Origin of the sequence: Curvivirga aplysinae, assembly GCF_009711445.1 — a bacterium.
Classification (GTDB): Bacteria; Pseudomonadota; Alphaproteobacteria; order UBA8366; family Aestuariispiraceae; genus Curvivirga; species Curvivirga aplysinae.
On record NZ_SMMC01000215.1, the window covers coordinates 23,123 to 38,547 of the forward strand.

The 15,425-nt window shown below is 38.9% G+C and carries 13 protein-coding genes; all 13 read left to right on the forward strand.

The features are described 5' to 3' along the window. Positions 1 to 167: 167 nt before the first annotated feature. Positions 168 to 1,262, forward strand: a complete 1,095-nt coding sequence (locus E1160_RS16450) for an aminotransferase class I/II-fold pyridoxal phosphate-dependent enzyme (RefSeq protein WP_155157204.1) — start codon at positions 168 to 170, stop codon at positions 1,260 to 1,262. A 390-nt stretch (positions 1,263 to 1,652) separates the two neighbouring features. Continuing rightward, positions 1,653 to 2,267 (forward strand): winged helix-turn-helix transcriptional regulator, encoded by a 615-nt coding sequence (locus tag E1160_RS16455; RefSeq protein WP_155157206.1) that lies wholly within the window; start codon positions 1,653 to 1,655, stop codon positions 2,265 to 2,267. Between the two features lie 11 nt (positions 2,268 to 2,278). Next, a complete protein-coding gene (locus E1160_RS16460; protein WP_218048966.1) occupies positions 2,279 to 2,812 on the forward strand; it encodes a transcriptional activator RfaH in 534 nt (177 codons plus the stop codon). 89 nt (positions 2,813 to 2,901) lie between these two features. Further along, positions 2,902 to 3,849 (forward strand): GDP-L-fucose synthase, encoded by a 948-nt coding sequence (gene fcl, locus E1160_RS16465; RefSeq protein WP_328597168.1) that lies wholly within the window; start codon positions 2,902 to 2,904, stop codon positions 3,847 to 3,849. Between the two features lie 15 nt (positions 3,850 to 3,864). Further along, positions 3,865 to 4,902: a GDP-mannose 4,6-dehydratase gene (gmd, locus tag E1160_RS16470; RefSeq protein ID WP_155157210.1), complete on the forward strand. Its 1,038-nt coding sequence runs from the start codon at positions 3,865 to 3,867 to the stop codon at positions 4,900 to 4,902. 40 nt (positions 4,903 to 4,942) lie between these two features. Continuing rightward, complete coding sequence (gene asnB, locus E1160_RS16475; protein WP_155157212.1) at positions 4,943 to 6,859, forward strand: asparagine synthase (glutamine-hydrolyzing); 1,917 nt, start codon at positions 4,943 to 4,945, stop codon at positions 6,857 to 6,859. Next, entirely contained in the window at positions 6,852 to 8,093 is a 1,242-nt protein-coding gene (locus E1160_RS16480; protein ID WP_218048967.1) for a glycosyltransferase family 4 protein, read from the forward strand. Before asnB ends, E1160_RS16480 begins: the two co-directional genes overlap by 8 nt. After that, positions 8,086 to 9,912 carry an ABC transporter ATP-binding protein gene (locus E1160_RS17475; protein ID WP_155157216.1) on the forward strand — a complete coding sequence of 609 codons (1,827 nt, stop codon included), beginning with the start codon at positions 8,086 to 8,088 and terminating at the stop codon, positions 9,910 to 9,912. Before E1160_RS16480 ends, E1160_RS17475 begins: the two co-directional genes overlap by 8 nt. Before the next feature lie 5 nt (positions 9,913 to 9,917). Next, positions 9,918 to 10,922, forward strand: coding sequence for an NAD-dependent 4,6-dehydratase LegB (locus E1160_RS16490; RefSeq protein WP_155157301.1), 1,005 nt, complete (start codon positions 9,918 to 9,920; stop codon positions 10,920 to 10,922). 26 nt (positions 10,923 to 10,948) lie between these two features. Continuing rightward, complete coding sequence (gene neuC, locus E1160_RS16495; RefSeq protein WP_155157219.1) at positions 10,949 to 12,118, forward strand: UDP-N-acetylglucosamine 2-epimerase; 1,170 nt, start codon at positions 10,949 to 10,951, stop codon at positions 12,116 to 12,118. A gap of 134 nt (positions 12,119 to 12,252) precedes the next feature. Next, positions 12,253 to 13,332 carry an N-acetylneuraminate synthase gene (gene neuB, locus E1160_RS16500; protein ID WP_155157221.1) on the forward strand — a complete coding sequence of 360 codons (1,080 nt, stop codon included), beginning with the start codon at positions 12,253 to 12,255 and terminating at the stop codon, positions 13,330 to 13,332. Positions 13,333 to 13,487: 155 nt separating this feature from the next. Beyond that, on the forward strand, positions 13,488 to 14,555 hold the full coding sequence (locus E1160_RS16505; RefSeq protein WP_155157224.1) for a nucleotidyltransferase family protein: 1,068 nt from the start codon (positions 13,488 to 13,490) through the stop codon (positions 14,553 to 14,555). After that, on the forward strand, positions 14,527 to 15,425 hold an 899-nt coding region (locus E1160_RS17205), incomplete at its 3' end, for a motility associated factor glycosyltransferase family protein (protein WP_218048969.1). The genes E1160_RS16505 and E1160_RS17205, both read left to right, overlap by 29 nt.

Here is a 15,425-nt window from a genome sequence, read left to right on the forward strand (position 1 = left end):
TCGTGGGGAAATGTATTATCACTAAGCAGTAATCCCTAAGATAAAAAAGCGTATAGTAAAAGTGGACTGAATATAGGCAATTTATAGCAAGTGGTGTAGGGTATTGTTTAGGAAGGGATAACCTATTAATATATAAACGTTTTCAAGTTTTCTTTTTAGGTGATTTCATGATTCCATTATCTGTTCCCGATTTATCAGAAGCCGAAGAATTAGCCGTTATGGCCTGCGTGCGATCCTCTTGGGTATCTTCAGCTGGACCTGAAATTGAAGCGTTTGAAAAAGAGATTGCGGAATATTGTGGCCGACAATTTGCTATTGCTACCTGTTCAGGCACTGCTGCGCTTCAATTGATGTTAACTTGCGCCGGGATTGGACAAGGCGATAAGGTGATTTTACCCACCTATTGTTTTGTAGCAACAGTCAATGCTATTCTGCATGTTGGCGGGGAGCCAATTTTTGTTGATATAACTCGACAGAACTGGGTGCTTGATCCGGATTTAGTTGAAAAAGCACTCAAATTGAACAAAGACGTCAAGGCTGTTATCGCGGTAGACGTTCTTAATAATTTTCCTGACTTTTATCTGCTAAATGAGATATGCCAAAATTACAATGTTAAGGTATTTGAGGATGCCGCTGGCGCATTGGGGGCCAAGTCGCCAGCTGGTGATGGCGGCAGCTTCGGTGAAGCCTCAATTTTTAGTTTCAACGGGAACAAAGTTCTAACGACTGGTGGCGGTGGTATGATCGTAACAGATAATGAAGATCTGGCAAAACATGCTAAATTTTTATGTGCGCAAGCGCGTATAGGTACGGATTATATTCATAGTGAAGTTGGCTTCAATTATCGAATGCCTAATTTAAACGCTGCTTTAGGGCGCGCACAGTTTGGGCGCTTAGAAGGCATGATCTCAAAGCGCCGGAAAATTATGTCAGACTTTTCAGAATGCGTTGAGAATATGACAGAATGTGAATTACAGCCATTTAGTAAAGATATTGAAAGTAATGGCTGGCTGACAAGCTTAATATTTGAAGACGAGGATTTATTGGATAAATTTATATCCTATATGACAGACAATGCAGTTATGGTTAGAAAGTTTTGGCAGCCCTTGCATCATCAGGCTCCTTACAAACAGTTTGAAACATACACCAATGGAAGCGCGAAATATTTATCACACCGAGTAGTGACACTTCCCTGCTCAAGCAACATGCCGCTTGATGATATAGCTAAGATTTGTAATTTATTAAGAAACTGGAAAATATAAAGTAAGTGAATAAACCTAATTTGGATATTTATTGCTTCTCTTTTCATTATATAGATACGATTTCTTTGGCATAAGCCGGCTGCGCAAAAAACCGTATATCCGATGTTTCGTCCAAGTATTAAAACTTAAATGTCATGTCTTTCAGTTCGAAAATCAACTTCCTGATGTAATTACTAAACGAGCGATGCGAAAACGTGATATACTATACTTTTGCATTTTTCACATTGGCGAATTGAGGATATTTATAGAACGTATTTCTAGGAATGGCCTGCTGACTGAACGAATAAAGTTTCACTACTAAAACAGACAAATTCATCAAGACATTGACTTGCAATTTAACTAGAATATCTATAGAAGTTCAATTATTGAACATCAACAAAGCAAACTATCATGTCAAATTCAAGAGTCCTGCGAGAAATCCTAGTTGAAATTGAACGAGACCCGACAATTTCTCAAAAAAAGATTTCGGAAAGTGTCGGCATTTCCGTTGGCATGGTTAATTGGCATATCAAGCGTTGTGTGAATAAAGGCTTTATAAAACTTCAACAAGCGCCAGTTCGAAGATATTTTTATTATTTAACCCCAGATGGTTTTGCTGAGAAGGCAAATTTAACTGCAGATTACTTACGATCTTCCTTTGATATTTTTAAGGCTGGACGCCGTCAATATGAAGAATTGTTTCAACTTTGCAAAACAAATAGGTGGCATTCAGTTGCCTTTCTGGGGGAAAGCGAACTTAGTGAACTTGCATTATTAGTAGCAACCAAACATGAAAGCATTGATTTAAAATACATCCTCAACTTAAAAGGGAATGGTGTTGATAGCAATGAAATACCAGTATTGAATATACATAACAGCCTTACGCTTAAAAATCCTGTTAAAATTGATGCGTTGATCGGTACTGATTTCGAGTTACGCATTCCAGGCGCCGTGGATATTAATCACATTTCTCAAAGCTGTGATCTGGACTCATCTCGTGTCTTAATTCCAGCTTTTTTAAAATAATGGAGGCTGAATTGCATATTGAAGATACAGCCTCAACAAAAAACTGGATTGCTGTCACAACACATACAAATTCAGAAGAACTAGCATTAACCAATATAGAACGCCAAGGTTTTATAGGATATTGTCCAAAGCTGCTAAAGACGCGTCGACATGCTAGAAAAACTGAAGAGGTAAAACGACCTTTATTTCCAGGGTACATCTTTGTACTTATAGATACGGCGCATGACCAGTGGAGACCGATAGAATACTCCAAAGGTGTTAGATCTATTGTTAAGTTTGGCAATAGACTTAGCTATCTACCCAAAGGATTAATGGAAACTATCATCGAGCGAGAAAGTTCATGTGGTTACATTTTACCAGAAACTAAGAATTTAGATCTAAAAGTTGGTCAAAAAATGCGTGTCACAACAGACAGCGTTTTTGAAGGAATAATTGGCACAATCTTGTCTGTCGAAAGCAAAGATAGAATCTGGATTTTGCTGGATTTGCTAAATCGTAAAGTAAAAACTGAGATTTCGGCATCTAGCTTGTGCAAGCTAAATTAAGAAACCACATATTGGTTTCCTAAAAATTATTGGGCTGTGTTGGTGAAATTCACCCGCACTGCGGTAGCAATTGTGGAACACGTTATCAAATGTATCAGTTGGAAAATAAAAAAATCTGGGTCGCAGGGCATAATGGGATGGTAGGAAGTGCTATCGTTCGCTCGTTGCAACACTATAATCGTCACATTTTGACAACCACGCGACAGGAATTAGATCTGACCAACCAACAAAATGTTATGGATTGGATAAAAAAAAACAAACCTGATACAATTTTTTTAGCTGCGGCAAAAGTGGGAGGAATCCATGCAAATAACAGTTATCCTGCCGAGTTCATATATGACAATCTAACAATTGAAACTAATATCATTCACGCAGCCCACCTCAATAATGTTGAAAAATTAGTTTTTTTAGGTTCCTCTTGCATCTATCCACGTAATGCTTCCCAACCCATTTCCGAAGATGAATTATTAACAGGTGAGCTGGAATCAACAAATGAATGGTACGCCATAGCAAAAATTGCAGGCATCAAACTTTGCCAAGCCTATAAAAAACAATATGGATGCGATTTCATCTCGGTTATGCCCACAAACCTCTACGGACCTGGTGACAACTTCCACCCAGAAAATAGTCACGTTCCAGCTGCTTTATTAGATCGATTTCATCAGGCGAAAATGTGCGATGCTCCAAAAGTAGAAGTATGGGGAAGCGGGACTCCATTTCGCGAGTTCCTTTATGTAGATGACTTGGCAGATGCATGTATTTACTTAAGTCAACATTATACAGGCGTGCTCCCAGTAAATGTTGGAACTGGTGCAGATTTAAGTATCCGAGATTTTGCGCATCTGATCGCTAAAACTGTGGGCTATAAAGGTGAAATCGTTTTTGATACATCTCGTCCTGATGGAACGCCTAGAAAAGTTCTCAATGTATCAAAGCTTGCTGATTTGGGCTGGACGTACTCCACAGAACTTTCAAAAGGCTTGAAGCTTTATTATGACTGGTATTTAGAAAATATCCAGACTCTTCGAAACCACTAATACAAGAAGATATTAATGACAAAAATTGCATTGATCACTGGTGTCACAGGGCAAGATGGTGCTTATTTGGCAGAACTATTACTTAATAAAGGGTATGAAGTTCACGGCCTTAAGCGCAGGTCCTCATCGTTCAACACCGGCAGAGTAGATCATTTGTACCAAGACCCTCACGAAGAAAAAAGTAAGTTTCATCTTCACTATGGAGATCTGACTGATTCTACTAACTTAATTAGAATCATCCAAGAAGTGCAACCAGATGAAATTTATAATCTAGCGGCACAAAGTCATGTGCAAGTTAGTTTCGAAACACCCGAATATACTGCAAACTCCGATGGGCTTGGGACATTGCGGATTCTTGACGCTATTCGAATTCTAAACTTGGAAAACAAAACTAGGTTCTATCAAGCCTCAACGTCCGAACTATACGGCTTGGTTCAAGAGGTTCCTCAAACTGAAAAAACTCCATTTTATCCCCGCTCTCCTTATGCTGCAGCTAAGCTTTATGCATATTGGATTACTGTCAATTATCGTGAGGCTTATGGGATCCATGCATCCAACGGGATCCTGTTTAATCACGAAAGCCCTATTCGCGGAGAAACCTTTGTAACGCGTAAAATTACTCGAGCGGTTGCCGATATAAAAAACAACCGACAAGATATTCTCTATTTAGGTAACCTAGAAGCTCAGCGAGATTGGGGACATGCAAAAGATTATGTAGAAGGCATGTGGAAAATTCTACAACATGAAGTCGCCGATGATTTTGTTCTTGCAACCGGCGAAACCCATTCGGTGCGTGAATTTGTAGAACTTGCCTTCAAACATGTAAATATTACAATTTCTTGGCAGGGCCATGGTTTGGATGAGCAAGGCATTGACACCTCTAATGGTAAGATCCTTGTGAAAGTAGATCCAAGATATTTCCGTCCAACTGAAGTTGATTTACTGATTGGCGATCCTGCCAAAGCACACAGAGAGCTTAACTGGCACCACAAAACTGACCTTGAAACGTTAGTTAAGGAAATGGTTGACGCGGATTTATCCGCTAACAAGTAAGTAATTTGATCTAAGATAGAATGTTAGAAAAGTTATAGTCATGTGCGGAATCGTAGGCCTTTGGGATCGCTCACAATCTTCATCTAAGTCATCCGTTAAAAACATATGTGCGGAAATGGCAAATAAACTGATCCATAGAGGACCCGATTCAAAAGGCACATGGATCGGCTCAGGAACAAATATCTCATTTGGATTCCAGCGTCTTGCGATTCTTGATTTATCAGAGAGCGGTCATCAACCGATGCACTCTCCAGATACTAATCTAACTATCGCTTTTAATGGGGAAATTTATAATCATTTACAAATCCGAGAAGAATTAAATCGATTGGGTTATAACTTTCGAGGTCACTCTGATACGGAAACAATTATTTGTGCCTTCCAACAATGGGGAATCGAAAAAGCACTTGCCAAATTTGTAGGAATGTTTGCAATCGCTCTGTGGAGCGAAAAAGAGAAAAAACTATATCTTATTCGAGATCGAATGGGCATCAAGCCATTATACTGGACTCAGCAAAACGATATTTTTGCTTTTTCATCTGAATTAAAAGCCTTTAAGAAATGCTCGAATCTAGAGTTCCAAATCGATAGACCTGCTCTTTCACTGTTTCTACGATACGGCTATATACCTGCTCCTCATTGTATCTTCCAAAATTTTCATAAACTTGAGCCCGGTACAATTCTCTGTATTGGTGAAAACAGCACCATAGAACAGAAAAAGTTCTGGGACTTAGAGCAAGTCCTAGAAAAAGCAAAGAGAAACAAGTTCTCTTCGCCCGATGACGTTGTCGATCAGTTGCACGAAACTCTAAAAACTGCTGTCCAAGACCGCCTATTATCAGATGTCCCGCTAGGCACTCTTTTATCAGGAGGGATAGATAGCTCAACAATAGCAGCTCTCACTCAAGAACATAGCAGCCAACCAATCAGTACTTTTTCTATTGGTTTCCAAGAAGAAAACTACAACGAAGCACAACATGCCAAAGCCATTGCCAAATTCCTAGGAACAAAACATACAGAATTGTATGTAAGTGCTACTGATGCTATCTCAGTTATTCCTAAGATGGGAAAGGTTTATGATGAGCCTTTTGCAGATTCTTCGCAAATACCAACTTACCTTGTATCTGAACTTGCCAAAAAGGAGGTTACTGTCGCCCTATCAGGTGATGGCGGGGACGAGTTGTTTGGGGGGTATCGTCGTTATGATATAATGAACTCTGTTTGGACTAAAACCAGTGCGTTTAGTCCATTTGCTTGTAAGTTGTTTATCAAAGCAATTCAAAAACTCCCTAAACGCGTCCTTGCAAGTCCTTATGGAATGGATTTGTATACCTATACAACCAAGCTTGCGGATAAGGCTTCGGGGTTAACGCAACTGAAATCCTATCAAAAACACTTGTCTCAATATTTAACGCCAGAGGATCTCATTTTATCGGATGTGTCTGAACTCGATATCTTCAACGATGAAACTATCAGCAATAAACTTACTGATCTGCAGGACTTAATGCAGTTTATTGATAGCAAATTATACCTACCTGACGACATTCTAACCAAGGTTGATCGCGCAAGTATGGCTCACAGCTTAGAACTTCGCGTACCAATCATTGATCACCGTGTGGTAGAGCTCGCATGGCGCATTCCTTCTAGATATAGATATATGGATGGAGTTGGCAAATGGCCACTTCGCCAAGTACTCTATAAATACATACCTAAGGAACTTGTAGATCGCCCAAAATCCGGCTTCAATGTTCCAGTAAAATATTGGTTAAAGAATGAGCTTTTTGCTTGGGGCGACGCATATCTTTCCAAAGAGTACATTCAAAAACAAGTTTTTTTCAATCCTTCGAAAGTGGAACATCTGTGGCAACAACACCAAAATGGAGGAGCAAATAATTTCCCGATAATATGGTGCTTGCTTATGTTCCAAGAATGGTATCAAAACTGGAATGAAAATGACTAAGTCAAATTTCAAAATTGCTGTTGTCGCGAATAGTTTTTTTGGAATAGGTGGCGCAGAAAACTCAACACAGAGCCTGGTGCGCAGCTTAACAAAAGATGGTTATTCCGTTACAGTATTCTTACCTGACAAAGAACGCTCCAAACAACCTGAAAAGCCTGATTTTAATATTCGGTATTTCCCAAATGAGACTTTATTTATCTCCTTTCGCGATATCATTCTGAACCGCGATCAAAAGATCAATTTATGCGCAGACCTAATAGATTTCCGCGCGATTCATTTTTGTATGCTAAATACCATGATGGCTCTCTTCCCATACTTTCGGCATCGGAACTGGAGTGTAACCTGTCGTGGAGGAGATATTCAAAATCCAAGAAAAACTAACTATAAAGAGATCGTACGGAACTCTCCTTATAGAATAGCCTATAAAGGCTTTAGAACGAAAGTCAAGAACGAAGTATTTTTAAGAATTTTTCTTCTTTGGTATCGAAAATCAGGACATTTCATAACCATATCTGAAGATATGCTTAGTGAACTTAAAGCTTTAGGAGTCCCTACCAACAAAGCACATAAGATTCTAAATGGAGTCGATACCGTGCGTCTCGATAAAATTTTGTCTTCTACTTATATAGCAAAGCGCTCAGAAAAAACAAAATACATCTATGCTATTGGAAGAAATGACTCACGAAAAGGTTTTTATACTCTCCTGGATGCTGCAATGGTGTTACGAGATAGAAGTATAGATAACATACGCTTTCTATTAAAAGGTCGAGGTTTCAACGACATTGTTAGAATTTCTGAAGAGCTTAATGTAGAACGCTATTTTACCGTAATTGATGAGAACCATAATATTGATTTCAAAGTAGAAACTTTCCTTGAAGACGATGGTCAAATCCCAGATGTTCCCACTGTTGCTTTATACAAAATCGCAGATATAGTGATAATTCCTTCTTTAATTGAAGCACTTTCTAATATTGGACTAGAATCAGAAGTCGCTGATAAGCCCCTTATAGTTTCTGATACTTTTGGATGTCGCGAATACATAACGCGAGAAACTGCTATTGGTTTTAGAACAGCCGATGCTACAGATCTAGTGGATCAAATCATCTCGGTTCTCTCTGATCAAAATATTCAAGATCGTCTCAGGAGAATGAGACAAATACGTCAAAAACAAAACAACAAAGATAACTTTGTTCAAAAATACAAAGAAATAATTTTAGGAAAAAATAGTGTTTAAGAGCTTGCGTGAAATCGGCAAATTGCTTCGATATTTCAATCCTTATTTTTTGAAGTACTATACTAATCTTATCTTCGTAGTAATACTGTCCATATTCGCAATTTTTTCTGACCTTATTAGCATTGGGGCTTTTGTTTCTGTTATCAAGATTATATTGAATGCTGAAAATACTAACTCTTTAACTTTTGCAGGTTTCAATTTTTCCTGGATTCAGGACAGTAATTTATCTAACAAGGAAATTATTTTCTATTCTTCGGGCGCGTTAATTTTAGTTCTATCTGTGAAAGAGTGGCTACTCTTTCTCAATGAATTGGTAGCCTTAAAATTACGACTTTATATAGACGGTGATGTAAAGAAATCACTATTTCAAAAATACCTTTCTGTCGACCACAATACTTTTGTGAATATAGAGAAAGGTGAAAGCGTCACAATAATTGGAACACTTTCAGGATATGTTGGACATCTAATTTTCAATATTGTCGATCTTATTCCTCTCGTATTTTTGCTAATTTTTCACCTTTCTGTGCTGCTTTTTGTAAGCTGGGAAGCCACAATTTTTACAATTCTTATAGTATGCATCATTATTTTAACGATCAGCTGGGTGCTAAGATCCCAAAAAGAAACAGCCCAAGTTGTCGCAGATTCGCAAATTCGAATAAACGATGATGTGCTATCAATGCTAGCCGACAATATTGTTAATAGCGTCTACCGCTTGGCCCCTATTCGCGAAAATGATTTTCACAAAACTGTTAGTCGGAACATCAAGTACACAGGAGAACTTGGTCGCCTGAATGCCCTTACGCGACCTATTCAAGGTATGACTACTACCTTAGGACTTGCGGTAGTTCTATTGGCCCTAGGTATTAATGCTCCTGAAAATGATACAACTTGGATTGAGACGTTGATGGTCTTTGTTTTTGTTCTGTGGCGCCTGCTATCCCCAGTTGCAGGTATAAACAATAGAATCAATAGAACTATTCAACTTCTGCCATTACTAAACAAAGTAAAAAATGCTTTGGATCATGCCACTGAGAAAAAAATAAACCTTTCAGGCAAATCGATACCGTCTCTAAAAGGGAGCATCTCTTTTCGGGATGTTGCTTTCAAGTATAATGATGACAATAGCCCAGCAATCAAGTGTATAAACTTAACTCTTCAATCTGGTAAATTCACCGCACTTGTAGGGAAATCAGGTTCAGGAAAATCAACGCTTTCCAAATTGCTGTTACGTGCTTTAAAACCTTCACATGGCTCAATATTCCTTAATGCGCAAGATGTAACCGAAATATCTATGCGTGATTGGTTCAATCGCATAGCTTATGTGCCGCAAGAAGCTATACTAATAAATGGAACAATTCTTGAAAACATTAGATTAGGCTATGAAAGTGTAACATTTGAAAAGGCAGAAGAGGTTTCAAAGCTCGTTGATATTCATGACTTTATTATGGAGTTGCCTAATGGTTATAACACATATCTTGGTGAAGGGGGCATTCGCCTGTCTGGCGGCCAAGCCCAAAGACTAACGATCGCACGAGCACTGGCAAAAGAAGCTGACATAATAATATTTGACGAACCCACGAGTGCTCAAGATGCAGAAACTGAAGGTTTTCTGAAGGATACATTGAGGAAACTTTTCAAAAACAAAACTGTTATTATGATCGCCCACCGTTTATCGACCATCCAAGATGCGGACCAGATCGTGGTGATGGAGAATGGTGAAATATCTGAGTTAGGTTTGCACGACGAATTATTAAAGCTGGATGGCATATATCGCAGATTCGTAAACAATCAAGAATTAAAAACGGGAAATAAATGGTAGATAATATGAATTCGAAGATCCTTGTTACTGGCGGAGACGGTTTTATTGGAAGTCATCTAGTGGAAGAACTTGTCCGCCAAGGGCGTTCGGTACGTGTGTTCTGTTGCTATAACAGTTTTAACAGTTGGGGTTGGTTGGACAAATCTGACCCTAACACTCGAGATAAAATAGAAGTCATTCTCGGAGATATACGGGACAGATATTGTGTGACAGAAGCAATGAGAGGTTGTGATAGCGTAATGCATTTAGCTGCTCTTATAGCTATCCCTTATAGTTATGTAGCGGCAGAAGCATTTGTAGATGTCAACGTCAAAGGAACGCTAAATGTCGTTGAAGCTGCACGCCAACTAGGTGTCAAAAAAGTCGTGCATACTTCAACAAGTGAAACCTATGGTACGGCTCAGTTCGTGCCCATTTCAGAAGAACACCCTTTGGTTGGTCAATCGCCATATGCAGCATCAAAAATTGGTGCTGATCAGATTGCTATGTCCTATTGGCGTTCATTTGATGTCCCAGTTGCAACAGTCCGACCATTTAACACATATGGACCGCGTCAGAGTTTACGCGCTGTAATACCTACGGTTTTATGTCAACTAATCGACGGCGCTACCAAGTTAAAACTTGGCGCAGCAAGCCCACGCCGTGATTTTAACTTTATCGAGGATACCGTTAGTGGAATGATCGCTATTCTTGATAGCGAGAAATCAATCGGGGAAACGATTAATATTGGGAACGGATATGACATTTCAATAGGCGATATGGTTGATATTTGCATGGAGATTACTAGTAATCAGGTTGAAATTGAAACAGAAGAACAGCGTATTAGACCCGAGGCCAGTGAGGTGGAACGCCTGCTATGCTCAAATGAAAAAGCAAAGACACTGCTAGGATGGGAACCAAAATATCACGGTCACGAAGGTCTGCGCAATGGTTTGGCAAAATATGCAGAATGGCTCATGGTTAGAGAAAACCGTCAAAGCTATGTCAACACTGATCGATACGTTATCTAACAACTTACTCAATCAATCTAAATCATATGACTAAAGTAGCAATTTTCACAAGTGGCCGAGCTGAGTATGGCTTGCTTACCCCTCTAATCGATGAGTTAAAAGAACATCCAGAGTTTGAGGTTGGACTATTTGTAACTGGCATGCATTTATCACATGAATTTGGTCATTCTGTTAATCAGATTGAGGCAAATAGTCATGTAATTTGGGAAAGAATAGAAGGTTTGCTTTCCGGAGATTCTGAATCCGCTATATGCAAATCACTGGCACTAACCACGTTAGGCATGTCTGAAGCATTACAGCGTCATCAACCCGATATTCTGTTTCTTTTGGGTGACCGATATGAGTTGCTCGCAGCAGCGCAAGCAGCAACAATACACAGAATACCCATCGGTCATATACACGGAGGAGAAACAACAGAAGGTGCATTTGATGAGGCCATCCGTCATGCGATAACTAAAATGTCACATCTGCATTTCACTTCCACGGATATTTATCGTCAACGTGTCATCCAAATGGGTGAGTCCCCACAGAAAGTCTTCAACGTCGGAGCAATGGGCTTAGACAACATAACTAAACTTAACCCGCTAAGCAGACAACAATTATCCGAAGACCTTAAACTGGACTTCGACAAAAAAACCTTTCTAATCACATATCACCCGGTAACTTTAGAAGATAAAACACCAAAATGGGCCGTTATGGAACTTTTAGATGCTTTGAGTGAACTTAATGAAAGCAACTTTATTTTCACACATCCAAATAGTGATCCCAATAGTAGAGAAATATTGCCTCTAGTCAGAGATTTTGTGGAAAGCCATGCGCCAAACGCTATCTTGGTAGAAAATTTAGGTATGTTAAGATATTTAAGCGTATTAAAAATTGCCGCCGCAGTTATTGGAAATTCCTCAAGTGGTATAATTGAAGCACCATTGCTCAATACTGCAACTATTAATATTGGGTCACGGCAACGCGGTAGAATAGCTGGCAATTCGATAATTCAATGTGACGATGATCAGGACGAAATACTTAACGCTATTCGTGAATCTCAATCAAAAAGTTTCCAACGTAATATGCTAAGTTTCAAAAATCCATATGGCTATGGCAATGCGTCGAGTCAAATTGTTGATATTCTTTCTAAAATCAAACTCGACAAGATACTTATCAAGAAGTTCAATGACCTCGACAATATCAGGATTTAAAAATAATGCGTAATACGCAAGCGGATAACGGTTGTCACACGATACTGATCCTATTTCTTGGAGAACCGAGTTCGCTAACTTATTGAGAATCGGCACCTAGATCAAAATCTCTGAGACCAAAATTGAAGGTTAAAATGTCTAAAAACGTTTATATAATTGCAGAAGCAGGCGTAAACCATAATGGAGAGTTATCGCGCGCTTTCGATCTCGTAGATATCGCAGCTGAGACTGGAGCAGATGCTGTTAAGTTTCAGACTTTTAAAGCAGATGAGCTAACAACTCAGCGCGCCGAGACTTGCGACTATCAAAGGTCGGCAACAAAAGGGGCAGTATCTCAACAAGATATGCTTCGGGCTCTGGAGCTATCGGAAGAAGAGTTTTGCATGCTGGCGGAGCATTGTGCAAAAAAGAACATTGAGTTTATGTCGACTGGTTTTGATATCAAAAGCTTAGATTTTCTAACTTCTAAAACTAAAATCAAGCGTGTAAAAATACCGTCGGGCGAAATGGTGAATCCATTCTTATTACTTCACGCTGCACGTACAAATTTACCTATTATAATTTCCACTGGCCTTGCTTCACTTGAAGAAGTTAAACTTTCTATCGGTGTTATTTCATATGGACTTGCTCATCCGCATTCCATACCAACACGAGAGGAAGCGTTAGAGCAGTTGGAAAGCAAACAAAATTATGACCTCTTAAGAGAAAAAATTACAATTCTTCACTGCACAAGTGCTTATCCTGCACCTATGAGTGACATAAATCTAAACGCTATCCGAACGCTGCATGACGAGTTCGAACTCGACATCGGTTTCTCAGATCATTCTCAAGGTATTAACGCATCTTTAGGTGCCGTAGCAGTTGGCGCAAAAGTCATCGAAAAACACTTTACTTTGGATAAAAACCTTCCGGGCCCGGACCACAAAGCCTCTCTATCTCCGAAAGAACTAAACGAACTTGTTTCCGGCATCCGCGACATTGAGCGAGCTTTAGGTAGCGGACAAAAGCAACCTTCATCTAGTGAATCAAAAAATAAACTCGCGGTCCGTGGTTCTTTAGTAGCATCATGCAAAATATCTAAAGATGAGATTCTAACTGAAGAAAACTTAACTGCGAAACGCCCTGGTGATGGGTTGCATCCTATGGCTTTTCTTGATCTGAATGGCCAAAAAGCTTCAAAACAATACGATCCTGATGATCTAATCAAAGAATAAATTTTCTGCGAAAACTCGCAATGTGTTAGCGAACTTACCATACAAAATGTAATTGTCTTATTATGATCACTACTATAATCATGTGAGACTCCATAAGTATTATAGATAAGTATCTCAATGTTACAAATTTGTCGAACTAAGCCCAATAAAAAACTATGACTATAAGAAGCGACATACAAAACATCTCTTTACCAAATAAGAGTAAAATCAGCGATGCGCTCACGATTCTTGAAAAATATCGCAAGAAAATTGTACTTATCATAGATGAGAAGAAGAAACTTGAAGGTATTGTTGTCGACGGAGATATAAGGCGTGCTCTAATTAAGGGATTGCCTTTAAATACCCCACTCACAGAAATTATGAATACAGCGCCATTAATCTTGGATGATGATGTAGATCAAAATGAAGCAATCTCCTTTATGCGAAAAAACGGCATACAGCAACTACCTGTTGTAGATATCGATGGTCAAGTTATAAACATACTGGAGTTGAATGAACTGTCAAAATCATTACAGCATGATAACTGGGTCGTTATCATGGCTGGTGGCGAAGGAAGAAGACTTCGCCCACTTACAAATGATATACCTAAACCAATGTTGAAAGTTGGCTCTCGACCTATCTTGGAAACAATCATTCGCCAGTTTGTTTCGCATGGCTTCAAGAAATTTATCTTATCCGTAAATTATCTGTCTCATACGATTGAGGATCACTTTGGTGACGGTAAAGAATTCGGCGTCGAGATCAAATATATTCGCGAAACAGAGAAAATGGGAACGGCTGGAAGTTTAAGTTTACTAGAATTCAAGCCCACCTCTCCGTTCATTGTAATGAATGGAGACATTTTAACAAATGTGAATTTCTCGAACCTGATTAAACGGCATGAACAACTTCAACCTGCGGCGACAATGTGTGTTCGAGAATACAAAATCGAAGTCCCCTTTGGCGTCGTAGAAGTTACAGAAAGTGAAGATCAAATAACAGCCTTACACGAAAAACCTTCAACGCTTCATTATATCAACGCAGGTATATACATATTGGCGCCTGAAGTATTAAAGCAGATTCCAAAAAATATATTTTTTGATATGACAGATCTATTTTCAACACTTATAAGTGAGAATTCTGTGCTTTTACCCTATGTGGTTCACGAGTATTGGGCAGATATAGGTCGGTTCTCCGACTATGAGAAAGTAAATAGTGAATACGCCACAATTTTTGCACCTTAATATGAAAAAACACATAATATCTTTCTATAACTGTTCGGCTTCTAATCTACGGAAGTGTAAACAATTCATTCAGTATTTCCCTGAAAGACTGCTTTCAGAAATCGAGATATCACGACTTCCCAAAGATTTTTATCAAGTACATTCTTTTGATGATTTACTTCAAAGGAAACGAAGCGATACCATTTTTATTTTCGGCTCAGGCGGAAGTATATCGGATATAAACGCGGGTGAATGGGCAGAAATTTCAAAACATAATACGTTAAGCTTTAATAACTTTTTTGTTCAAAAACTAATAGATATTGATTATCACATCGTTCGTGAAATTGGAGATGTTGATTTCATTGGTTATGAACGTAATTCATTTCATAAGAATATTGCTGATGTTATAAATTCAAGCCCTTACTACGAGAACAGTGTTTTTTGTTTCCAGCGTGATTGGCAAGGATGGGCAGCCAAGTTTTTTGTCGGCTCAAAAATACTCCGTAGAGGAACAAAAATCTTCCCATTTAAGAACAAAGTTCGAGGTTTCCACCCTCCTACTGACAATATCAAATACGGTCTAACGCACGGTCCCGGGACACTCACTGATTGTATAAACTTAGCTTATTTATTGGGCTTTAAAGACATAGTATTATGTGGGGTAGACTTAAATGACCGTCGCTATTTCTGGATGAAACCGGACATGGACTACTATGAAATTGATGGTCTCACCATTGCGGGAGGTGAAACATCGGCAAATACTGTAGTGTCTAGCGAACCGCATAGAACTGCTAATAGCCTAATTCCGTTTCTCCAGAACTGGAGGAACATTTTAGCGCAAAATGATACAACACTATATGTTCAGAATCCCAATTCCGTATTGAATGAAAT

Bases quoted from the DNA above. Each gene is read 5' to 3' on its own strand.
- fcl (WP_328597168.1), top strand. From the start codon at position 2,902: ATGTATCAGTTGGAAAATAAAAAAATCTGGGTCGCAGGGCATAATGGG.
- neuB (WP_155157221.1), top strand. From the start codon at position 12,253: ATGTCTAAAAACGTTTATATAATTGCAGAAGCAGGCGTAAACCATAAT.
- E1160_RS16455 (WP_155157206.1), top strand. From the start codon at position 1,653: ATGTCAAATTCAAGAGTCCTGCGAGAAATCCTAGTTGAAATTGAACGA.
- E1160_RS16505 (WP_155157224.1), top strand. From the start codon at position 13,488: ATGACTATAAGAAGCGACATACAAAACATCTCTTTACCAAATAAGAGT.
- E1160_RS16480 (WP_218048967.1), top strand. From the start codon at position 6,852: ATGACTAAGTCAAATTTCAAAATTGCTGTTGTCGCGAATAGTTTTTTT.
- E1160_RS16450 (WP_155157204.1), top strand. From the start codon at position 168: ATGATTCCATTATCTGTTCCCGATTTATCAGAAGCCGAAGAATTAGCC.
- asnB (WP_155157212.1), top strand. From the start codon at position 4,943: ATGTGCGGAATCGTAGGCCTTTGGGATCGCTCACAATCTTCATCTAAG.
- E1160_RS16490 (WP_155157301.1), top strand. From the start codon at position 9,918: ATGAATTCGAAGATCCTTGTTACTGGCGGAGACGGTTTTATTGGAAGT.
- gmd (WP_155157210.1), top strand. From the start codon at position 3,865: ATGACAAAAATTGCATTGATCACTGGTGTCACAGGGCAAGATGGTGCT.
- neuC (WP_155157219.1), top strand. From the start codon at position 10,949: ATGACTAAAGTAGCAATTTTCACAAGTGGCCGAGCTGAGTATGGCTTG.